Annotated in this window: 19 protein-coding genes and 1 pseudogene; 8 read left to right on the top strand and 12 right to left on the bottom strand. The window is 63.4% G+C overall.

Annotation, left to right across the window (positions count from 1 at the left end):
- Positions 1-7: 7 nt before the first annotated feature.
- From AC0V7N_RS21935 to AC0V7N_RS21925, 3 genes are all read right to left on the bottom strand, one after another.
- Positions 8-178: a hypothetical protein gene (locus AC0V7N_RS21935; RefSeq protein WP_475450467.1), complete on the bottom strand. Its 171-nt coding sequence runs from the start codon at positions 176-178 to the stop codon at positions 8-10.
- A 37-nt stretch (positions 179-215) separates the two neighbouring features.
- Entirely contained in the window at positions 216-1,307 is a 1,092-nt protein-coding gene (locus AC0V7N_RS21930) for a hypothetical protein (RefSeq protein ID WP_475450466.1), read from the bottom strand.
- A 216-nt stretch (positions 1,308-1,523) separates the two neighbouring features.
- Entirely contained in the window at positions 1,524-1,748 is a 225-nt protein-coding gene (locus AC0V7N_RS21925) for a hypothetical protein (protein WP_475450465.1), read from the bottom strand.
- A gap of 117 nt (positions 1,749-1,865) precedes the next feature.
- Between AC0V7N_RS21925 and AC0V7N_RS21920 the strand changes: the two genes are divergently transcribed.
- From AC0V7N_RS21920 to AC0V7N_RS21890, 7 genes are read left to right on the top strand one after another with little or no spacing between them, the layout of a single operon-like run.
- Positions 1,866-3,047, top strand: a complete 1,182-nt coding sequence (locus AC0V7N_RS21920; protein ID WP_475450464.1) for a carbohydrate kinase family protein — start codon at positions 1,866-1,868, stop codon at positions 3,045-3,047.
- Positions 3,048-3,107: 60 nt separating this feature from the next.
- Positions 3,108-3,884 (top strand): glutamine amidotransferase, encoded by a 777-nt coding sequence (locus tag AC0V7N_RS21915; RefSeq protein ID WP_475450463.1) that lies wholly within the window; start codon positions 3,108-3,110, stop codon positions 3,882-3,884.
- Between the two features lie 27 nt (positions 3,885-3,911).
- Entirely contained in the window at positions 3,912-4,682 is a 771-nt protein-coding gene (locus AC0V7N_RS21910; RefSeq protein ID WP_475450462.1) for an ATP-binding cassette domain-containing protein, read from the top strand.
- A 34-nt stretch (positions 4,683-4,716) separates the two neighbouring features.
- Positions 4,717-5,703 (top strand): autoinducer 2 ABC transporter substrate-binding protein, encoded by a 987-nt coding sequence (locus AC0V7N_RS21905; protein ID WP_475450461.1) that lies wholly within the window; start codon positions 4,717-4,719, stop codon positions 5,701-5,703.
- Between the two features lie 46 nt (positions 5,704-5,749).
- Positions 5,750-6,697, top strand: a complete 948-nt coding sequence (locus AC0V7N_RS21900) for an ABC transporter permease (RefSeq protein WP_475450460.1) — start codon at positions 5,750-5,752, stop codon at positions 6,695-6,697.
- Positions 6,694-7,653 carry an ABC transporter permease gene (locus AC0V7N_RS21895; protein ID WP_475450459.1) on the top strand — a complete coding sequence of 320 codons (960 nt, stop codon included), beginning with the start codon at positions 6,694-6,696 and terminating at the stop codon, positions 7,651-7,653. Before AC0V7N_RS21900 ends, AC0V7N_RS21895 begins: the two co-directional genes overlap by 4 nt.
- On the top strand, positions 7,653-8,969 hold the full coding sequence (locus AC0V7N_RS21890; RefSeq protein WP_475450458.1) for a M20 family metallopeptidase: 1,317 nt from the start codon (positions 7,653-7,655) through the stop codon (positions 8,967-8,969). The genes AC0V7N_RS21895 and AC0V7N_RS21890 overlap by 1 nt, the downstream gene beginning before the upstream one ends.
- Before the next feature lie 3 nt (positions 8,970-8,972).
- Here the strand turns inward: AC0V7N_RS21890 and AC0V7N_RS21885 are convergent, their stop codons facing one another.
- The 8 genes and pseudogenes from AC0V7N_RS21885 to AC0V7N_RS21850 all read right to left on the bottom strand — a co-directional run bounded on the left by AC0V7N_RS21885 (position 8,973) and on the right by AC0V7N_RS21850 (position 17,451).
- Positions 8,973-9,851 (bottom strand): SMP-30/gluconolactonase/LRE family protein, encoded by an 879-nt coding sequence (locus tag AC0V7N_RS21885; RefSeq protein WP_475450457.1) that lies wholly within the window; start codon positions 9,849-9,851, stop codon positions 8,973-8,975.
- Between the two features lie 36 nt (positions 9,852-9,887).
- The gene (gene kce, locus AC0V7N_RS21880; RefSeq protein ID WP_475450456.1) at positions 9,888-10,850 is read right to left on the bottom strand and encodes a 3,5-dioxohexanoate:acetyl-CoA acetone transferase; all 963 of its coding nucleotides are present in this window, start codon (positions 10,848-10,850) and stop codon (positions 9,888-9,890) included.
- Positions 10,847-11,793 (bottom strand): annotated as a pseudogene (locus AC0V7N_RS21875) (3-hydroxyacyl-CoA dehydrogenase). The gene kce and the pseudogene AC0V7N_RS21875 overlap by 4 nt, the downstream one beginning before the upstream one ends.
- Positions 11,794-11,803: 10 nt before the next feature.
- On the bottom strand, positions 11,804-12,610 hold the full coding sequence (locus AC0V7N_RS21870) for an SDR family oxidoreductase (protein WP_475450454.1): 807 nt from the start codon (positions 12,608-12,610) through the stop codon (positions 11,804-11,806).
- 13 nt (positions 12,611-12,623) lie between these two features.
- Complete coding sequence (locus tag AC0V7N_RS21865) at positions 12,624-14,699, bottom strand: ABC transporter permease subunit (RefSeq protein ID WP_496627242.1); 2,076 nt, start codon at positions 14,697-14,699, stop codon at positions 12,624-12,626.
- Positions 14,696-16,261: an ATP-binding cassette domain-containing protein gene (locus AC0V7N_RS21860; protein WP_496627241.1), complete on the bottom strand. Its 1,566-nt coding sequence runs from the start codon at positions 16,259-16,261 to the stop codon at positions 14,696-14,698. Before AC0V7N_RS21860 ends, AC0V7N_RS21865 begins: the two co-directional genes overlap by 4 nt.
- Positions 16,262-16,324: 63 nt before the next feature.
- Entirely contained in the window at positions 16,325-16,453 is a 129-nt protein-coding gene (locus AC0V7N_RS21855) for a hypothetical protein (protein ID WP_475450452.1), read from the bottom strand.
- Entirely contained in the window at positions 16,450-17,451 is a 1,002-nt protein-coding gene (locus tag AC0V7N_RS21850; RefSeq protein ID WP_475450451.1) for a sugar ABC transporter substrate-binding protein, read from the bottom strand. Before AC0V7N_RS21850 ends, AC0V7N_RS21855 begins: the two co-directional genes overlap by 4 nt.
- Positions 17,452-17,670: 219 nt before the next feature.
- Here AC0V7N_RS21850 and AC0V7N_RS21845 point away from each other — a divergent pair, with 219 nt between their 5' ends.
- Positions 17,671-18,351: a GntR family transcriptional regulator gene (locus tag AC0V7N_RS21845; RefSeq protein WP_183460182.1), complete on the top strand. Its 681-nt coding sequence runs from the start codon at positions 17,671-17,673 to the stop codon at positions 18,349-18,351.
- Positions 18,352-18,365: 14 nt separating this feature from the next.
- On the opposite strand, the gene AC0V7N_RS21840 is transcribed toward AC0V7N_RS21845, so the two are convergent.
- Positions 18,366-19,271 (bottom strand): LysR substrate-binding domain-containing protein, encoded by a 906-nt coding sequence (locus tag AC0V7N_RS21840; RefSeq protein WP_475450450.1) that lies wholly within the window; start codon positions 19,269-19,271, stop codon positions 18,366-18,368.

Raw genomic sequence — 19,271 nt, 5'->3', positions numbered from 1 at the left:
GCGTCGACTAAAACGGCAGCAGCCGATCGAAGAAGAGCCGCCGGGCACCACCCGACGGCTTTGCTATTTCTTGACCATCGAAGAAAGCCGGCCCGTTGCGATCTTCGGCGCTTTCGGTCCTGCCCGCCACGAAATGGAGATCGGCGCGCACGACATCATCGTCGGCCGGCGAGGCCATTCCAGCATGAAGGGGCTGCTGCTGATTTAGCCTCGTATCACTTCAGCCCAACCAGCCGCCTTAGGCGTCGGCGCAAGCTCATTGCAATTATCTGGCGACGAAGGCGGTCGATTTCAGCGTCGAGTCCGGCTCGCTCTGCGGCGTGCGCCGCTGCGGCCGCACTCAGCTCTTCCGCATAGACCCTGGCCCGATCGAGCGCTGCATCTGCGGCGAGCTTTTCCTCGGTGATCCCTGCGTTCTGGATCGCTGCATCCGCGGCCAGCTTTTCCTGGTTGATCCTGGCGCGCTCGAGCGCCGCATCTGCGGCCAGCTTTTCCTCTCGAACGCTGCGGAGTTCGCGGCGCAACGCAATATTGTCCACCTCCACAGGGCTCGGGTATCGGATTTGCGGTTGGGGGATCACGGTATCCGCTGCCGATAGCCCTTTTTGTGTTGCAACCTCGTCGCCGATCCTGACCTTGGCACGCGAAGCAACGCTAGCATGTGCCTCCCGAGCGGTTTGCGGAGATACGTCTATGGGCAGGATGGGTTTCAGCGTGTGGTAGAGATATTCCCAGTCTTCAACCATCCGCGGGAAGACTGGAAAAACAAGTGGAATTTGGGCTTCTGCGGCACGATGAACCAACCTGTGGAAGCTGACGGCCAGCAGTCTGGCCTGATCGAGCGGATTGAGCGAAAAAACGAGCCCGCCGGGGGTCACCCCGGCTACTTCCCAGCTTCGATCCAGCTTGTCCGCAACCCACGGCTGGGTCTGATGAATCGATCGATACTCCGCCACGGCGCGGCTGGTAGCGGCCTCGACAAGATCCCGAATAGGAACCACCAGCGCATCGATCGCAAATCGCTTGCTGCCCAGGATCTCCTCAATATATTCCCCGGCCCACGGTGACTTGAGGACATAGGGCAGATCCTGGTCCGGCTGGACCAGCAGCATCTGTTCCAAACCGGCATTGGCGGACGAAGACCAGCCAGCCCCCGCTTCACCGTAGCGTCCGAAGCTGGTGTCCAGACCAAGGGCAGTCAGATACTTGACGAGAAAGCTTGTCCCAGCCCGGCCTGTTCCAGCAATCAAGAGATGACGCCGGGGCGACGCTGGTTCAGCGCCTGAACTGGTAGAGGTCTCGGTCATCACGAAATTCCGATCTCACGTCTGTTGTGAATCGCCAGACCGTTCTCCTGCGTCATTTTATCGACGCTGGAGCCGTCATGGGCCGACGCCGAACGGCAAGCCTTCAGCAGCAGTGTCATGAGAAGCCGATCCGTTGGAAACAAGAAACTCTACGGCAATTGCAGCAACTGGAATTTATCAGCTACGTACCAACCGGATTTGAATGTGGCAACGCCCTCAAACTCCAGTCTCGGGCGTCGAAACCAAACAAGGCGCCTTGCCCGCAAAAACGCGCTGCGTCTCGGTTTCTGTCGGCCGCTCGCGGCTGACGAAATGGCAGCTGCGCCGAGCACCGATCAGGCCGGCCGGCCAAACAAAGTGCAGAAAATGCGAATGCACAATCTTTTTGCCGAAAATTGAAAATCGTTCAAAGTTGGTAACACGAATTCGGGCTTCGGCCACATCATGGTTTTGGTTTCTAAATTAGGACCAACACTACCAACTTTTTGGAAGATAATTCCGTTGAGGTGTCACATCTCCGCTGCTACCGTTTGAAACGCTTCAATCGGAACCAGGCAATTGCAACGCAAGCGCCCTACCATAGCGGATGTCGCTCGAACCGCCGGTGTCTCCATCGGCACGGTATCGAACTTCATCAATGGCACTGCCGGCCTCAGAGACGACACACGCGACCGCATCGAGAAGGCGGTTGCCGCGCTGATGTACCGGCCCAGTTCCTTCGCCCGTTCGCTGCCCGGCCGCGCGCCGCGCAGGCCAAAAAACCTCGATCACCTGCCAAGGCTTCTGGTCGCCGGACGCGTCAGCGTCGACTTCCTGTGCCGCGTCGACGTGCTGCCGCATCGCGACGACCGCATCACCGCCAGCCATATCGAAAAGGCGCTGGGCGGACCGGCGGCCAATCTCGCGGTTGCCGCGGCCGGCGTTGGAGCGCCCTACGCCCTTGACGTGGAACTGGCGACGGCGGTCGGCAGGGACGCCGAAAGCGACTGGGCTTTGGGCGAGCTCTCCAAACTGGGCGTCCACGCCCTCCCCATCCGCAGCACGCCCAACAACCGGCTTTCGCAGGCGATCGTCATCATCGAGCGCAACGGCAGCCGCACCATCATCAGCGAACCCTTCGAACTGGGTGAGGTGGACCTGACCGCCAATCTGGACATCCAGCCCGAGCAGCGCCCGGCCTGCCTGCATATCGAAGGCTTTCACTATGAGACGATGACCGCCTCCATCGCGCGCTTTCATCAGGCCGGCTGGAAGGTGAGCCTGCATTCGGCCGGCTTGCCCAGAAGCACGCGCACGCCGGAGGCTTTTACGCAGATGGTCGGGCAGATCGACCTGACCTTCATCAACGACGTGATGATGCGGGAGATTTTCGGCTTTCGCACCGGGATGGCGAGCATGATCGAAGAGGTGCGGTTGATCCTGTCCCGCATCAAGCCGCGCGGGACGGTCGTGCTCACCCTTGGCGAGTTTGGCGCGGTCGTCTTCCCGGCCGGCGGCGGCCCACAGATCGAGGTTCCCGCGCTGCCGGTCAACCGCGTCGATGCCACCGGCGCCGGCGACAGTTTTGCCGGCATCTTCCTCAGCCTGTGGCTGCATGGCGCGTCGCTGGATGCCGCCGCCCGCTATGCCGCGATCGGCGCTAGCCTGACGACCACCGTCGAAGGCGCGCAGGGCTACATCGCGGATTTCGCCACCCTGAAGGCCACCGCCTTGGCGAACGACACTGTGATGGCAAGTTAAATCAAAGGCTTATCGATTTCCGGGCATCGGCCCATCTGGCGAAATCAGGAGAATATGATCATGGCGAAAGCAAAAGTCCTTCTGGTCGGCGAGAGCTGGATGAGTTCGGCGACCCACTACAAGGGGTTCGACCAGTTCGGCAGCGTCACCTTCCATCTCGGCGCAACACCGCTCGTCACCGCCTTGAAGGACAGCGAATTCGATCTCGAATACATGCCGGCCCATGAGGCTGTCGAAAAGCTGCCTTTCACCATGGAGGGCCTGTCGCAATACAAGGCGATCATCCTCTCAGACATCGGCGCAAACTCGCTGCTGCTGCATCCCGATGTCTGGCTGCACGGCAAGACGGTCCCCAACCGGCTCAAGCTGCTGCGCGACTGGACGCTGGCCGGCGGTGGGCTGATCATGATCGGCGGCTACTTCTCCTTCCAGGGCATCGACGGCAAGGCGCGCTGGCACCGCACGGCGGTCGAGGATGCGCTGCCGGTAACCTGCCTGCCCAACGATGACCGGCTGGAAATTCCTGAGGGCTTTCGGCCTGAGATCACCGGCCCCAGGGATCATCCGCTCTTTGCCGGCATTGACGGCGAGTGGCCCATTCTTCTCGGCGCCAACGAAGTCGTTGCCCGCGACCGGGACGATGTCGAAGTCCTGGCACGCCTGCCGCGGGATCAGGGCGGCCACCCGCTGCTGGTCACCGGGCGCCATGGCGAAGGGCGCACCCTGGTCTGGACATCGGATATCGGCCCGCACTGGCTGCCCAACAGTTTCGTCGAATGGCCCGGTTATGCGCGCCTTTGGACCAATGTGCTGCGCTGGGTGAGCAAGGCCGTCTAACCGATCCGCAATCGCTGGATAACCGCCATGACAGAACCCTTTCTTGTCGCCAGGAACATCGCCAAGCGCTTCGGCGCGCTGACGGCGCTTTCAAATGTCGACCTGGAAATCCGCTCCGGCGAGGTGCTGGCGCTGCTCGGCGACAATGGCGCGGGCAAATCGACCTTCATCAAGATCCTGGCGGGCGCCCATGCGCCGAGCGATGGCGAGTTGGTCATCGAAGGCAAGCCGGTCGCCTTTTCCTCGCCCAAGGATGCGGCGTCGTCGGGCATTGCGACGATCTTCCAGGAACTTGCGCTCTCCGAGAACCTGTCGATCGCCGAAAACGTTTTTCTCGGTCGGGAATTGAAACGCTCCATTTTGGGCATTCCATTCCTGAAGCGCCAGGAAATGCGCCAGCGCGTCGATGACCTGCTGAAGGAGCTCGATGCCCATATTTCCGATCCGGAAGCGCCTGTCGGCAGCCTGTCGGGCGGTCAGCGCCAGGCTGTCGCCATCTGCCGGGCGCTCAATCTGAACGCCAGATTGGTCATCATGGACGAGCCGACGGCGGCCCTTGCCGTTGCCGAGACCCGTAAGGTCCTGGCGCTGACGCGGCGGCTCGCCGCGCGCGGCTGTGCCGTCGTCCTCATCAGCCACAACATTTCCGAAGTCTTCGAGGTTGCCGACCGCATCGTGGTGTTCCGGCGCGGCCGCAAGGTGGCCGAACGACTGGCGGCCGAAACCAATCACGAGGAAGTCGTTTCGCTCATAACAGGCGCTCATCCCGACGTGCGGGCGCTCGAAAAAACAAACTGAAACGCACGTCATTTCCAGAGAGGATCAAACCACAATGCTTTCACAGTTCAAGAAAGTGCTCGCCGCCTCCGCATTGTCACTCGTCATTGCCACGGCAGCGCACGCCGCCGACAAGCACAAGGTCGCCTTTGTACCGCAGTTGATCGGCATCCCCTATTTCAACGCCATGGAAGCCGGCGGCAACCGCGCCGCCAAGGATCTTGGCGTCGATTTCATCTATTCCGGCCCCGTCGACACCAATCCGGTCGACCAGTTGCAGATCGTCCAGAACCTGATCGATCAGGGCGTCGAGGCGGTCTCGGTCAGCGTGCTTGATGCCTCCAGCATCGCCCCCGTTGTCGAGAGCGCCAAGGCGAAGGGCATCAAACTGTTCACCAGCGACAGCGATGCGCCCGACAGCGGCCGCGCTGTCTACGTGGCGCAGGCGACCGACGAAGGCCTTGGCACGACGATCGTCGACGAACTCGTCAAGCGTGTCGGCGAGGACGCAACGATCGGCATCGTCTCCGGCGAGGCAACGGCGTCCAATCTCAACGCCTGGATCGGCTTCATGCAGAAGGAAGCCACCGCCAAATATCCGAAGCTGAAACTGCTCGCGCCGCAATTTGCCGGCGGCACGGCCGAGCGCGCCGCGCAAATATCAGGCGATCTCATGGCCGCCAATCCCGACATCAAGGCAATCATTGCCGTCGCATCCTCGACCTGCCCCGGCGTTGCCCAGGCCATCGAAACCGCCGGCAAGATCGGTTCCGTCATCGGCGCCGGCTACTGCAGCCCGAACACAGCGCGCTCCTACCTGAAGAGCGGCGCCTTCGGCTTTACCGTGCTGTGGAATCCCGAGCAGCTCGGCTATCTCACGGTCTGGGCCGGCAAACAGCTGATCGACGGCAAGGCCTTCGAGGCGGAGAACAAGATCGCCGGCCTCGACAAGCCCGTCACCTACGATGCCGCCAAGGGCATTCTGCTGCTCGGGCCGCCGGCCGTCTTCACCAAGGACAATGTCGACAAGTTCAACTTCTGAGCCTGACATGAGCGCGGTGCGACAATCTGCAAACGGTGTCTTCTCCATGAACGGACGCGAGTGGTCTCTGCTTGTCGCCTGTTTGCTGGCGATCGTCATCTTTTCTGTCGCATCGCCCCACTACGCCACGTCAGTCAATGCGGCGACGGTCCTGCGCAACAGCGTCGAACTGCTGCTGATCGGCCTTGGCATGACCTTGCTTCTGGCCATGGGCGGCATCGATGTGTCGATCGGCATCGTCATGGGGCTCGCGGCCATCGCCATCGGCCGCGTGCTCGGTGCCGATGGCAATCCGGCGCTGGCGATCATTGTCGGCCCGCTGGTTGGGGCCTTGCTTGGATGCGTGACGGCCACCGTCGTCGTGCTGGGCCGCGTTCCGGCCATCGTCGGAACGCTCGGCCTGCTCGGCGTCTACCGTACCGCCGTCTTCGTCCTGCTCGGCGGGCAATGGCTTTCCGGACTGCCCTCGAGCCTAACCAATGTTCTTGCAACGACCGTGCTCGGCGTCCCCGTTCCTGCCCTGGTGATCGCCATTGCCTATCTCATCGTCTGGCTGGCGTTGCGGCGAACGCCCTATGGGCTGCATTTGCTGGCGATCGGCAATTCGGAGGAAAAGGCGCGGCTGTCGGGCATACCGGTCATCAAGACCCGCCTCATGACCTTCCTCATCAGCGGCTTTCTGACCGGCATTGCCGCCACTTTCTATGTCGCCACCTACCGCAATGTCGAAATGACGATCGGCAGCACGCTGGCGCTGGATGCCATTGCCGCGGTCATTCTCGGCGGCACCAGCATATTGGGCGGCAAATGCAGCCTGATCGGCACCGTACTCGGTGTGCTTCTCCTGCGCATTCTCCAGAACGGATTGCTTCTGATCGGCGTCCCCTCCCTCTGGCAGCCTGTCGTCACCGGGGTTCTCATCATCGGCGTGCTCGGCTTCGAGGCCGTCTCCAACCGGTTGCCGCTTGGCCTGATACAGCGGGCCCGCGCATGAAAACGCTCCGCAACCTGCAGGGCCCAGCCCTCACCTTGGCCTTGCTCTGCGGGCTCTGGCTGGTCGTGATTGTCGGCCTGCTGGCGCTCAGGCCTACGGTTTTCAACCTCGGCACCGTCACCACCGTCCTTCAGTTCTCGACGATCCTGGCGCTGGTCGGCCTTGGCCAGGCGCTGGTCATCCTGGCAGGCGGCGCCGGCATCGACCTGTCGGTCGGCGGCGCGGTCTCGCTCTCGGCCATCCTTGCCATGCTTTGCATCAAGCTGGGCTTGCCACCTGTCCTGCTGCCGGCCGTCTGCATCCTGGCAGGCGCCCTGCTTGGTGCGTTGAACGGATGGCTGGTCAACGGGCTCGCCCTGCTCCCCTTCATCGCGACGCTGGGCACATTCTTCGTCTATTCCGGCGCGGCACTCGCTGTTACCGGAGGTGCCGCTCAAGCTGGCGTACCCTCATGGCTGCTTGTCTGGGGGCGTGGCGTCGCCATGGGCATTCCCATGCCTTTCCTGACGCTCGCCATCCCGTGCTTCGTTCTGGCCGGCCTAGTGCTGATCTCAACGGCCTGGGGGCGCTGGATCTATGCCATGGGCTTCAATGAACGCTCGGCCAAACTGGTCGGCATTCCGGTCGATCGCGTGCGCTTCATTCTCTATTGCTTGAGCGGCGCGCTCGCTGGTGCTGCCGGTCTGGTTTCGCTGGCCTGGCTCGGCAGTGGCAGGCCCAATATCGGCCAGAACCTCGAGCTCGAATCGCTGACCGCCGCCATGCTCGGAGGCATCGTCATCACCGGTGGGCGCGGCGGCGTCGGCGGCGTCTTCGCCGCCGTCCTGCTGCTGGTCACGCTGAAGACCGGCCTTCTGCAATTGAACATCAACACGGTTTGGCAGGTGGGGATTGTCGGCGCCCTTCTGGTGTTCGTCCTTCTCGCCGACCGACTTTCCCAACGTTGGAGATCATGATGCCGTCCAAAGAAGAGATCATCGCCGCGCGCGTCGAGGCAGCCGCCGACCGTATCGTCGCAACGCTGAGCGATCTCGTCGCCTTCCCCTCCATCGTGAAATCCAACCCCAAGGAGGCCGGCCCCGGCGAGCGTGATTGCCAGCTCTATCTGCAAAAGCGCATCGAAGCGCTCGGCTTCGCGACCGATCTCTGGGATCCGGATGGCCCGGCGCTCTACGAAAAGTACAAGGGCCGCGCCGGCGCCAATAAGGGCCGGACTTTTGAAGGCCGGCCCAATCTCGGCGGCGTCCTGAAGGGTACGGGCGGCGGGCGTTCCATCATGCTCACTGGCCATATCGATGTCGTTCCGCCGGGTGCCGCCAGCCACTGGGCGACCGACCCGTTCCAGCCCGTTCTCAAGGATGGATTCCTGCACGGCCGCGGCACGGTCGACATGAAAGGCGGCGTCGCCTGCATGCTGATGGCCGTCGAGATCCTGAAGGAGCTCGACATTCCACTGTCCGGCGACATCGTCTTCACCACCGTCGTCGATGAGGAAATCGGCGGCATGGGCTCGCTGGCCATGGTCGATCGCGGCTTTCACGCCGACGCCGGCATCATGACCGAACCGACGGCGAACAAGATCGCACCGCTCTGCCACGGCATATTATGGGGCAGGATCATCATTGACGGCATAGGCGGCCATGCCGAACTCACGCCGAATGCCTGGTATTCGAGCGGCCCGGTCGATGCCGTCCAGCTTTGCCGGCAAATCCTCGACGGCATCGACATTCTCAACCGGCGCTGGATGTTCGATCCCCGGAAGAACCATCCGCTGATGGATCTGCCCAACCAGATCATCGTCACCCAGATCAATGCCGGCGAACACCCCTCCTCCATGGCAGGACGCGGCGAGATCATCATCGACGCGCAATACCTGCCGAGCGAGCATGACGAGTTCAGGCTGGGCGGTAACGTCAAGCGCGAAATCGAAGAGCACATTGCCAATGTCTGCCAGGCAGATCCCTATCTGCGAAAGCACCCGGCCCGCATCGAATGGATCCTCGATGCCGACTGCGCCGAGCTCCCGTCAGACAATCCGTTCGTCGGTGTCTTTCAGCAGGCGGTCGAGGAAGCCAACCTGTCACCGATCCTCAGCGGTTTCGGCGCGCATAGCGACATCGGCCTGCCGACCGGCCTTGGCAACACGCCGACCGTCAATTTCGGCCCGGGCGACCCGGCGCAGGCGCATCAGCCGAACGAACGGGTCTCGGTGCGCGATCTCGTCGATTGCACAAAGGCGATTGCGATCGCGGTGGAGAAATGGTGCCGCTAGCCCTCACCCGCCAAATCGCGGCTCGGGAACACCTGTCACGCCGAGGCCTGATATGGCGAACAGGCTGCCGCGCAGGACGCCGTCGCCGGGAAAGCGCGGCAGCGGCGGCTTGGCCATCGAGGTGACATAGAGCGTGTCGAGCTTCGGCCCGCCGAACATCACGCTGGTGATCTTCTTCACCGGCATGTCGACTATGCGATCGACGGTACCGTCCGGCGCATAGCGCACCAGGCGGCCATCATAGACCAGCGCATTCCACAAATAGCCCTCTGCGTCCACGGTCGAGCCGTCGGCCGCACCGCCCTTGCTGGTATCGACGCGCACGAAGGTACGGCGGTTGGTGGCGGCACCCGTGTCGATATCGTAGTCGTAGGCCCAGATCTCGCCGGTCCAGGTGTCGGCGAAATAGAAGGTGCGGTCGTCGGGGCTCCAGCATGGACCGTTGGAGCAGATGATGCCGGAATCGATCCGGGTGACCGAGAAATCCGGATCGAGCCGGTAAAGCCCACCGGAAGGCCCCTCCTCCATCGTGTCCATCGAGCCGGCGAAGAAGCGGCCGCGTCGGTCGGCCTTGCCGTCATTGAGACGGTTCATCGGCCTGTCCGGCTCCGGATCGTGGATCATCGTCACATCGCCAGAAGCGAAATCGAGCAGATGGAAGCCGCGCTGCAGCGAGACGACCGCGCCGCTGCCATCCTTGCGCAGCGCCATAGAACCGATCTTCATCGGCACGTCCCAGGAGCGGATCTCGCGCCCGTCGGCGGTGGCGCGGAACACGCGCCCGTCGAAACTGTCGATCCAGTACAGGCGCTCCTGTTCGACGTCCCAGAGCGGGCCTTCGCCCAGTGTCGTCTTCACGTCCACCACGACTTCGATCTTCATGCCATCCTCCTCTGTTTCGACGACTGTAGCGACTGGTCAGAAGGCGACCTTGTCGCCGCCCTTCAAGGACAGGATCTCGCGCGCCTCGTCCGGCGTCGCCACCTCCATGCCAAGCCCTTCGATGATCTTGCGCGCCAGCAGGACCTGCTCGGCGTTCGACTTGGCGAGCTTGCCCTTGCCGGCCCACAGGCTGTCCTCCAGCCCGACGCGGATGTTGCCGCCGAGTGCTGCCGATTGCGCGGCGATGCGCAGCTGGCTGGCGCCGGCGCCGAGCACCGACCAGCGGAACTGGTCGCCGAACAGCCGGTCCGCGGTGCGCTTCATATGGGCGACGTCTTCGGGATGGGTGCCGATGCCGCCGAGCAGGCCGAACACCGACTGCACGAAGAACGGCGGCTTCACCAGCCCGCGATCGGCGAAATGGGAGAGGTTGTAGAGGTGGGCGATGTCGTAGCACTCGAATTCGAAGCGCGTGCCATTGTCGTAGCAGGTCGCCAGAATGTACTCGATGTCCTTGAACGAGTTGCGGAAAACCAGGTCGCGCGTCGCCTCCAGATGCGGCTTTTCCCAGTCGAACTTGAAGGTCTCGTACTTGTCGGCGAGGTGATAGAGCCCGAAATTGATCGAGCCCATGTTGAGTGAGGCGACCTCGGGCTTGAACTGGGCGGCCGGGCGCACGCGCTCCTCGACCTTCATGTAGGGGCTGCCGCCGGTGGTGATGTTGATGGCGGCATTGGTGCCTTGCTTGACGCGCGGCAGGAAGCGGGCGAAGGCCTCCGGCGTCTGGTCGGGCTTGCCGGTTTCGGGGTCTCGCGCATGCAGGTGCAGGATCGCGGCACCGGCCTCCGCTGCCGCGATCGCCTCCGAGGCGATCTGGTCCGGCGTGATGGGCAGATAGGGCGACATGGTCGGCGTATGGATCGCGCCCGTCACCGCGCAGGTGATGATGACCTTGCCTTTGGCTGCCGTCGCGCCGGGCTTGCGGCTGGTTTCTGTCATTGTCCGAACTCCTGATCCGATTTCTTCTTGTGTGCCGCCAGCGCCATCAGCCGGCGATCCCGCCAGACCTGCCGCTCGCCTAGGCTTTCCCTGGGCAAGCGCCTGCTGCGTTCTGCCTCGACGGTTTTCATGACCTCACCCGCCCAGTCGACCCGGCGCAGCATCTGCGGGAAGATGTTGGAATAGATGCCCTGGTAGCGCTCGACATAATCGCGCACGCCACCGGGCGCATCGAGGTCGATGGTCTCGAACGGACCCATGAACGACCAGCGCAGCGCCAGCCCGTCACGGATGCCGATATCGACATCCTCGACGCTGGCATAGCCATCCGCGACAAGCCGGAAAGCTTCCTCCAGCAAGGCGCCCTGCAAGCGGTTCATGATGAAGCCGTCGAGCTCGCGCTTCATCACCAGCGGCGCGTGGCCGGCATCGATGAGGAAGGCACGGGTTCTTTCCAGCGTCTCGGCGGATGTCCACGGCGCCGGCACCACCTCGGCCGCCGGAATGAGATAGGGCGGGTTGATCGGATGCACGACCAGGCAACGGTGCCGCCCCGGCAGATGGTCGGTGAATTTCGACGGCAACAGCGCCGAGGTGGAGCTGGCGATGACCGTATGCGGGTCGGCAAGCCTATCGATGAGGAGAATACCTGCCGCTTCACAGCGAGGTTTTCAGGAGTGTTCTCCTGGACATGGGCTGCGTCGGCCAGCGCTTCCGCCAGTTCGCCGACGATGGCGATGCGGCCAAGCACGGTGTCGACGGACTGCCCGCGCAGCAGATCGTTCGCGGCAAGGTCGCCGAGCACACCTTCTATGTAGTCGCGCGCGCCCCCCGTCGCGGCGGGCGACTGGTCCCACATGCGCACATCATGACCAGCGCGGGCGAAGCTGATCGCCCAGGCCCGCCCGATGAACCCACTTCCGACAATCGCGACATTGGCCATGGATCGTTCCTCAGAGTGTTTCGACGTTGCCGTCGACGCCGAGCGATTGGCCCGAAATGTTGACGCCCGCATCGGAGAGCAGGAACGCCACCATCGAGGCGACATCATAAGGACTGGTCATGCGGCGCAGCGAGATGTTCTGCAGATAGCGCCCAGTCATCTCCTCATGGCTGATGCCGACTTGCTTGGCACGTGCCGAGATGACGCCTTCGATGCGCGGTCCCTCGATGATGCCGGGCAGGATGGCATTGACCCTGATGCCGTGCGGCCCAAGCTCCTTGGCCAGGCTCTGCGTGAAGCCGATGACGCCGAACTTTGCCGCCGAATAGGGCGTGCGGAACGCGTAGCCGTGGCGACCGGCCGCCGATGACATCGAGACGATCGAGCCACCGCCCGCCGCCTTGATCAGCGGCACGGCACGCCGTGCGCAGAGGAACTGGCCGGTGAGACAGATGTCGATGCAGCGCCGCCAGTCGTCCGGTTCGATCTCGTCGACACCGCCGGTCGGCCCGGCAATGCCGGCATTGTTGATCAGCGCGTCGAGCCCGCCGAGTTCTTTCTCGACCGCCTCGAACAGCCGGTCGACGTCGTCGTCGCGCGAGACATCCGCCTTGACCGCTGCGACCAGGTCGATCTTGCCCGGAGCGGCGGCCAGCGCTTCGTCGGAAACGTCGCAGACGATGATGCGTGCGCCGAGCCGCGAAAGCGTTTCGGCGATGGCGAAACCGATGCCGCCGGCGCCTGCCGTCACCAGCACGCGCTGTCCCTTCAGGCCGGCCAGAAAATCGTCCGCCGATGCGGGTGCCTTTGTGCTCATCGTCCTGTCCTTTTCATTGCAGCCGCCGTTCGCGCAGCGCCATGACGGCACCCAGAACGACCAGCCCGTAAAGAATTGCCCTGGTGGCGTAGGGCAGCGTGGTGCCGGCCAGCAGCATCTGCAGCGCGGTCAAAAGCAGCACGCCGCCGAGCATGCCGAGATAGTGGCCGCGCCCGCCGGTGATCAGCGCGCCGCCGACCACCACGACCGCGATCGACGGCAAGAGATAGTCATCGCCCATGCCAAGGCTCGCCTGGCCGGAAAAGCCGGTCAGCATGATGCCGACGATAGCGGCGCAAACGGCCGACAGCATGTAGACCAGGATCAGCGTACGCTCGACGCCGATGCCGGACAGGCGCGCCGCGCGCAGCCCGTTGCCGATGCCGTACACCCGGCGTCCAAACGGCGTGCGTCCAAGCAGCAGCACCGCTCCGACCACGAAGACGACCATCAGCAGGACGATTGGAGTGACGAAACCGAGCTTGGCCGTCATGAACCAGCGCAGCATCGGCGAGGAGAAACCGGCCGGCGTTCCCTGCGAATAGATCAGCGCGAAGCCCTGCAGGATGCCGTTAGTGGCGAGCGTCATGACGATCGGCGAGATGCCGAGATAGGCGATGCCGAAGCCATTGGCGAAACCGATCGCGCAGGCCATCACCAGCACGACCGGCAAGGCGTAGACAAGGGCGGCGTCGGAGCCATTGACCATGCCGGCCAGGATGATGCCGGAAATGCCGATCGTCCACGGCACGGAGAGATCGAGGCCGCCGGTCAGAATGACCGTTCCCTGCCCCAGCGCCAGGACGGCGAGGAAGGACGACAGCACCAGCAGCGAATTCCAGTAACCCGGATTGAGGATGGCGCGGCCGAGCCAGACCTGGGTGACGATGACGATGACGAGCAGGCAGACATAGGCGGGCAGCGCATAGCGCAGCGTCTCGGCATTGCGCAGGCGAAAAGCCGGGCGCGGCGCTGCCGGCCCGCGCTGGCCATGCGACGGTCCGGCGATCTTCAGCCGCCGGTCGATCGGCTTGAGCTGCGAGGGCAATATGCCGGCACGCCAGGCGGCAAACCGGGCGCGCGCGGCGCGCAGTTGCACGGCAAGCACAGATGCGTGAGACAAGGAACCGGCAAGGGCCGCCAGCACGAGAATCGTGCCTTCCGCGATGGTCGCATAGTAGGCCGACACATTGAGCACCAGCAGGATGTTCACCACCATCATCAGGATATAGGCGCCGAAGACGGTGCCCACCGGACCACCCTGCCCGCCGCCAAGGCGCGTGCCGCCGACCACCACCGCCGCGAACATCGACAGCAGCAACGGATTGCCGACCAGCGGGTCGCCGCTGCCGGTCTGCGCGCTGATGAACACGCCGGCAAGGCCGTAGCAGCCGCCGGCGATGACATAGACGGCAAAGCGCACCAGCACGACATTGATGCCGACGGCAGCGGCCGAATCCGGGTCGCTGCCAACGGCATAGAGTGCTGTGCCGAAACGGGTTCCCTTCAACCAGAACCAGGCGAGCAGGACGACGCCGATCACCACCAGCGGCATAGGCAGCCAGCCGGTGATCGCGTCACCCAGGTAATAGCTGCCGAGATCGGGCGAGACGAAGCCGCCGGGTTTGTCCATCACCAGCAGCGTGACGCCTTGCAGGATGAACATGGTGGACAGCGTCACCACGATGGGCTGCATGCGCAGCACCGCGATGAAGAAGCCGTTGAAGGCCCCCACCGCCATGCCGACGCCGATGCCGACCGCGGTCCACAGCAGGATGCTGGCGCCCGGCGCCATCGGGTCCATGCTCGATGCCAGCACGGCATTGACCAGCGAAATCACCGCACCGGCGGAAAGGTCGAAGCCACCCGACAGGATGACGATGGTCTGGCCGATCGCAGCCAGCGCCGAGGTCGCGCCGCCGCTGGACAGGAACGACACGTCGAAATAGGTCAGCGGACCGGCACTGATCCCGTCAACGATGAAAAGCAGGATCGCCAGCACGGCGGCTGCGATCAGCGCGCCGCGATGGCGCATCAGCGCGCGGCGCAGCCCGAAACCGGCAGAAACGGTAGGGGAAACGCTGCTCATGCGGCGGCCTCCCCGGCATGGCCGAGCGCCGGGCGCATGATGGCGGGCTCGGTGATGGCATCGCCTTCGAGCTCGGCCGCGATGCGCCCGTCATAGAGAACCAGGACCCGGTCGCATTGGTGGACCAGTTCGGGAATTTCCGTCGAGTGCAGCAGGATCGAGCCACCGGCGGCGACGTAGTTTCGCATCATCACATAGAGCTCATGCTTGGTGCCGACATCAATGCCGCGTGTGGGATCGAACAGGAGCAGGATGCGGCTCTGCGCCACCAGCCAATTGGCAATGGCGATCTTCTGCTGGTTGCCGCCTGAAAACGCCCCGGCCCGCGTCCACAGCGCGCGGCGGTCGACCTCGACAGTGGCGAATGCCTCCTCGACGGAGCGGGTCTCGGCCGCGGCATCGACAAGGCCGAAGCGCGTGAAGCGCGACACCACCGGCAGCGTGGCGTTCTGGCTGCCCGACAGTTTCAGGAACAGGCCTTCGGATTTGCGGTCTTCCGGCACCAGGCCGATCGCCATGTTGGGCCGCAAGGCATCGGCCGGAGAGCCGAGCCAGACCTTGCGGCCGTCGACAAGGACGTCGCCACGGATGATTTCGGCCATGCCGAAGCAGGCCAGGAACAGATCCTGCTGGCCCATGCCCTGCAGTCCGGCAACGCCGAGGATCTCGCCCCGGCGCAGGTCGAAGCGCGCGCCATCGAGCTTGCGGCCGACCTTGAGGTCGCGCACGCCCAGCACCGGTGGACCGAAGGCCTGGGCGCCGTCGGGCTTGGGCGGAAAGGTCTGCTCGATGCTGCGGCCGATGATCTTTTCGATGACGTCGCCGTCCGAAATATCGGCAACCGGCGCGGTGACGATGTGGCGGCCGTTTCTCAGGATCGTCAGCGTGTCGCAAAAGGCGCGCACCTCGCGCATGCGATGGGTGATGAAGACGATGGTCGTGCCCGTCGCCTTCAGCCTGGCGATGATGTCGCCCAGCCAGTCGACGTCGCGGCCGGCGAGCGTCGAGGTCGGCTCGTCGAGCAGCAGGATGCGCGGCTTGCGGTAGACGGCCCGCGCGATCTCGATCTTCTGCCGCACCGAAAGCTCGAGTTCGCTGACCTCCGCGTCGAGATCGACGGAAAACCCGAGCTCGTCGATGTGGTGGCGGACCGCCTTGCGGGCGGCATTGCGGCGGATGAGGCCGGAGATGCCGACGGGAGCATAGGGCAACAGCATGTTGTCGAGGACGGAGAGATCGCGCACCAGGGTCATCTCCTGGAACGCGGTCTGCACGCCCAGCGCATGCGCCGTGCGCGGCGCGCCATAGCCGATCTCCTGGCCGAAGACCCTGATATGACCGGCACTCGGCCGCACCAGCCCCGACAGCAGTTTCACCAGCGTCGACTTGCCGGCTCCATTCTCACCCAGCAGCGCATGGACGCTGCCGGGCGCGATGCGGAACGACACGCCGTCCAGCGCGACGGTCGCGCCGAACGCCTTGCCGATGCCGTCAATCTCGATGGCGGGGGCTGTTCTGTCATATCCTCGATCGCAGGCTGCGCACTTTTGGACGCCACGCATTGGCGCGGATCGACGATGCACGGACAAGATATCAGTGCATCGTCGCGATTGGCCTTGGGAGGCTCAGTTCTCCGGCTGTCCGACGAGGGCGGCGTTGAGGCCGATCTCGGGCGTCTGGTCCGAAAAGATCGAAGCGAACCAGCCGGGGTTGGACACCAGCGACGGCTTGAAGACGTTGCAGCCGGCCTTCATTTCCGCCCAGGTGCCTCATCGCACAGCTTGATGGTCTCATTGGTGACGAGCGGCAGCGGCAGGATCGTGGTCTTCGGCACATCCTTGCCCTCGATCGCCTCGACGGCAAGTTTTAGCGCCAGCGCCCCGGAATAAGGTGGCGAGGCATAGGAAATGCGTTGTGCGCCCGCCGGTGCATAGGGTGGAGCCGCACCCTCGACGTCGGTGCCCGCCGGCAGCATCTGGATGCGGCCGCCATTGGAGCCTTCACCGGCGCAGGGCAAGAGTTCGCTCGCCTTCTTGCCGGCCTCGAGCTGCATCGAGTTGGCGGTGAAGCAGCCGACCTGCATCCACAGCCCGTTGATGTCGTTCCAGCTGCGTGTGGCGAGGATCTTGGAAAGCTCGGTGCGGGCGACCGCCTGGCTCCACATGCCGACAGCCTCGCCGACAATCTTGATGTCGGGGTACTTGGCAAAGACTTCCTTGGCGGCCTTTGTGCGCTGGTCGTCGACCGATGTGCCGGGAACGCCGGTAATGGCGATGATGTTGCCCTTGCCATTGAGCTTCTTCACCAGCCATTCGGCGGTCACCCTGCCCGCTTCCAGTTGGTCGATATGGACGTTATAGGCACAAGGCTCGGTGATCTCGGCGTCATAGGCAAAGACCTTCACGCCCTTGTCGCAGGCATTCTTCACGACCTGATTGAGCGCGGTCGGCGAGATCGGATAGACGACGATCGCCTCGGCGCCGCTTTGCACCATGGCGTTGATCTGCTGGATCTGGCGTTGTGCGTTGGGCCCGGCCACCTGGACCTGCAGGTCGACCTTGTCGGCAAGGCTCTTGTGCGCGGCCATGGCCTTGACCATGTTTGCCGCCTCGGCCTGCCAATCATTGCCGATGTAGCTCATGCTGAGAAAGATCTTGTGCTTTTCGGCTGCTTCAGCGCCCGACATGCCAAAGGCGCAAGCAGCCATGCTCGCCAGCAGCGCGAGCCGCCGGACTTTCAATCCGATACCCATGTGAATTCCTCCCGATACGAACGACCGAATGCCTCCCGAGGGCACGAAACGTGGCCCTCGCCATCCGATGTCGATAACCCTAACACTATTTGATCAAAGATCAATGATGAAATATCTTTATACCGAGCCGCCGGTCGCATACGCTTGACGCGGCAGCCGGAACCCTGCATTCCGGGAACGGGTTGTGGCGCGGCCTTTGCGCGGAAAGGTTGATGGGAGATGGCCGGAGCAGCGTTCAGGAAGCCTGGTGTCGAGATCGTACCCCTGTCCAGGGAAACCCTGCAGGACAGAGTCTATCGCCATGTCACCGAATTGATCCTCGACGGCAGCATCGTGCCTGGCGAGATGGTGACGGTGCAAAGTCTTGCCGACGCCTTCGGGGTCAGCCCGATGCCGGTCAGGGAGGCGTTGCGGCGGCTGACCGCGGCCAATGCCTTGATGGTTGTTTCAGGCCGCTCGATCGGCATTCCCGCACTCAGCCGCGCGCGCCTCGTCGATCTCAGGAATGTCCGCTTCGAGATCGAGGCGATCGCCGCCGCATGGGCGGCCGAGCGCATCGACGATCAGGGCATCGCGCAACTCGGCCAGCATTTGGCAGCGCTCGAACAGGCCAATGCGGCGGGGGACGTCAAATCCTATCTGCGCGCCAACTACGCCTTTCATTTCTCCATCTACCGGGCGGCTGGCTCGGAAAACATCCTCAACATCATCGAGAATTTGTGGCTGCAGATCAGCCCCTATTTCAACATGCTGCATGATTCCGGGAACTATTCGACCGCCAACGAGCACCATCAGGCGATGTACGCGGCGCTGCGCAACCGCGATGCCGAAGCCGTCCGCCAGGCCATCCGCGCCGATATCGACGCCGCCTTCGACGTCCTGGTCGACCTGCTGAAATAGGACTGCAAAGCCGGCTAAAATAAGCGGACGCCTCCGCTCACATTCTCCTCGAGCGCGGTTCTAAATTCCCGCTCGAACGCCTGCTGCAGCATGGAAGAGACCTGGGCCCTGTTTCTGACCATGTAGATGTCGCAGAGAAGATCGGGGCTGAAGGGGCGTATCGTCAATTTGCCTGCCCATCGAGCCGCCGAGAACGGATCGACGATCGACACGCCCAGACCCTGTGCGACCAAGGCGCACGCCGTATCTGCGAATGGTGTTTCGAAACGGTGGTCGACGGCAACGCCGGCATGATCCAGGAGACGCTCGATATCCTGCCGCGTGCGGTCCTCGCGGCCAAGCGCGATGAATTCCTGACCTTCAAGCTGGGCTGCGAAAATCACGCTGTCATTGGCGAATGCATGGTCGAGCGGCGCCACGCAGACGCATTCCGTCTGGAAAATCAGATCGCAGGCGATGGCTGGATCGACCACCGGCATCTGAATGAGGCCGATGTCGATCTCCTTGTTTGCCGTCAATTCCGCGATCCGCAGCGAGGCCGCCGGAAAGATGCTCATGCGCGCCTTCGGGTGATGCCCGGCAAATGATTTCAGGAAACGCGGCAAGACGATGCTGGCAAGCGCCGGATAGACACCGATCATCAGCCGCCCGGCTTCCAGTTGCCTGATATCTCCAGCCAGGCGCCGTATCCTTGCCATTCCCTTGACGATCCGCCCGACCTCTTCGTTGAGAAGCATGGCTTCCGCCGTCGGAACGAGGCGTCCCGCCCGACGAATGAACAGCGGGATTTTCAGCGCATGTTCCAGGTTCGAGACATGCGCGCTGACCGAAGGCTGGGCGATATGCAGAATTTCGCTCGCACCGGTGACCGTTCCTGCCTCCATGACCGCCCGGAACGCTTCAAGCTGCTTGTAATTCAT

The organism is Mesorhizobium kamtschaticum (assembly GCF_056174585.1).
Note: the sequence above shows the minus strand (reverse complement) of the source record. Positions and strands in the feature narration are given on the sequence as shown.

Coding starts and splice junctions, on each gene's coding strand:
- AC0V7N_RS21890 (WP_475450458.1), top strand. CDS start 7,653: ATGCCGTCCAAAGAAGAGATCATCGCCGCGCGCGTCGAGGCAGCCGCC.
- AC0V7N_RS21840 (WP_475450450.1), bottom strand. CDS start 19,271: ATGAATTACAAGCAGCTTGAAGCGTTCCGGGCGGTCATGGAGGCAGGA.
- AC0V7N_RS21895 (WP_475450459.1), top strand. CDS start 6,694: ATGAAAACGCTCCGCAACCTGCAGGGCCCAGCCCTCACCTTGGCCTTG.
- AC0V7N_RS21855 (WP_475450452.1), bottom strand. CDS start 16,453: ATGAAGGCCGGCTGCAACGTCTTCAAGCCGTCGCTGGTGTCCAACCCC.
- AC0V7N_RS21935 (WP_475450467.1), bottom strand. CDS start 178: ATGGCCTCGCCGGCCGACGATGATGTCGTGCGCGCCGATCTCCATTTC.
- AC0V7N_RS21845 (WP_183460182.1), top strand. CDS start 17,671: ATGGCCGGAGCAGCGTTCAGGAAGCCTGGTGTCGAGATCGTACCCCTG.
- AC0V7N_RS21910 (WP_475450462.1), top strand. CDS start 3,912: ATGACAGAACCCTTTCTTGTCGCCAGGAACATCGCCAAGCGCTTCGGC.
- AC0V7N_RS21905 (WP_475450461.1), top strand. CDS start 4,717: ATGCTTTCACAGTTCAAGAAAGTGCTCGCCGCCTCCGCATTGTCACTC.
- AC0V7N_RS21885 (WP_475450457.1), bottom strand. CDS start 9,851: ATGAAGATCGAAGTCGTGGTGGACGTGAAGACGACACTGGGCGAAGGC.
- AC0V7N_RS21850 (WP_475450451.1), bottom strand. CDS start 17,451: ATGGGTATCGGATTGAAAGTCCGGCGGCTCGCGCTGCTGGCGAGCATG.
- AC0V7N_RS21930 (WP_475450466.1), bottom strand. CDS start 1,307: ATGACCGAGACCTCTACCAGTTCAGGCGCTGAACCAGCGTCGCCCCGG.
- AC0V7N_RS21915 (WP_475450463.1), top strand. CDS start 3,108: ATGGCGAAAGCAAAAGTCCTTCTGGTCGGCGAGAGCTGGATGAGTTCG.
- AC0V7N_RS21900 (WP_475450460.1), top strand. CDS start 5,750: ATGAACGGACGCGAGTGGTCTCTGCTTGTCGCCTGTTTGCTGGCGATC.
- kce (WP_475450456.1), bottom strand. CDS start 10,850: ATGACAGAAACCAGCCGCAAGCCCGGCGCGACGGCAGCCAAAGGCAAG.
- AC0V7N_RS21870 (WP_475450454.1), bottom strand. CDS start 12,610: ATGAGCACAAAGGCACCCGCATCGGCGGACGATTTTCTGGCCGGCCTG.
- AC0V7N_RS21860 (WP_496627241.1), bottom strand. CDS start 16,261: ATGCGTGGCGTCCAAAAGTGCGCAGCCTGCGATCGAGGATATGACAGA.
- AC0V7N_RS21865 (WP_496627242.1), bottom strand. CDS start 14,699: ATGAGCAGCGTTTCCCCTACCGTTTCTGCCGGTTTCGGGCTGCGCCGC.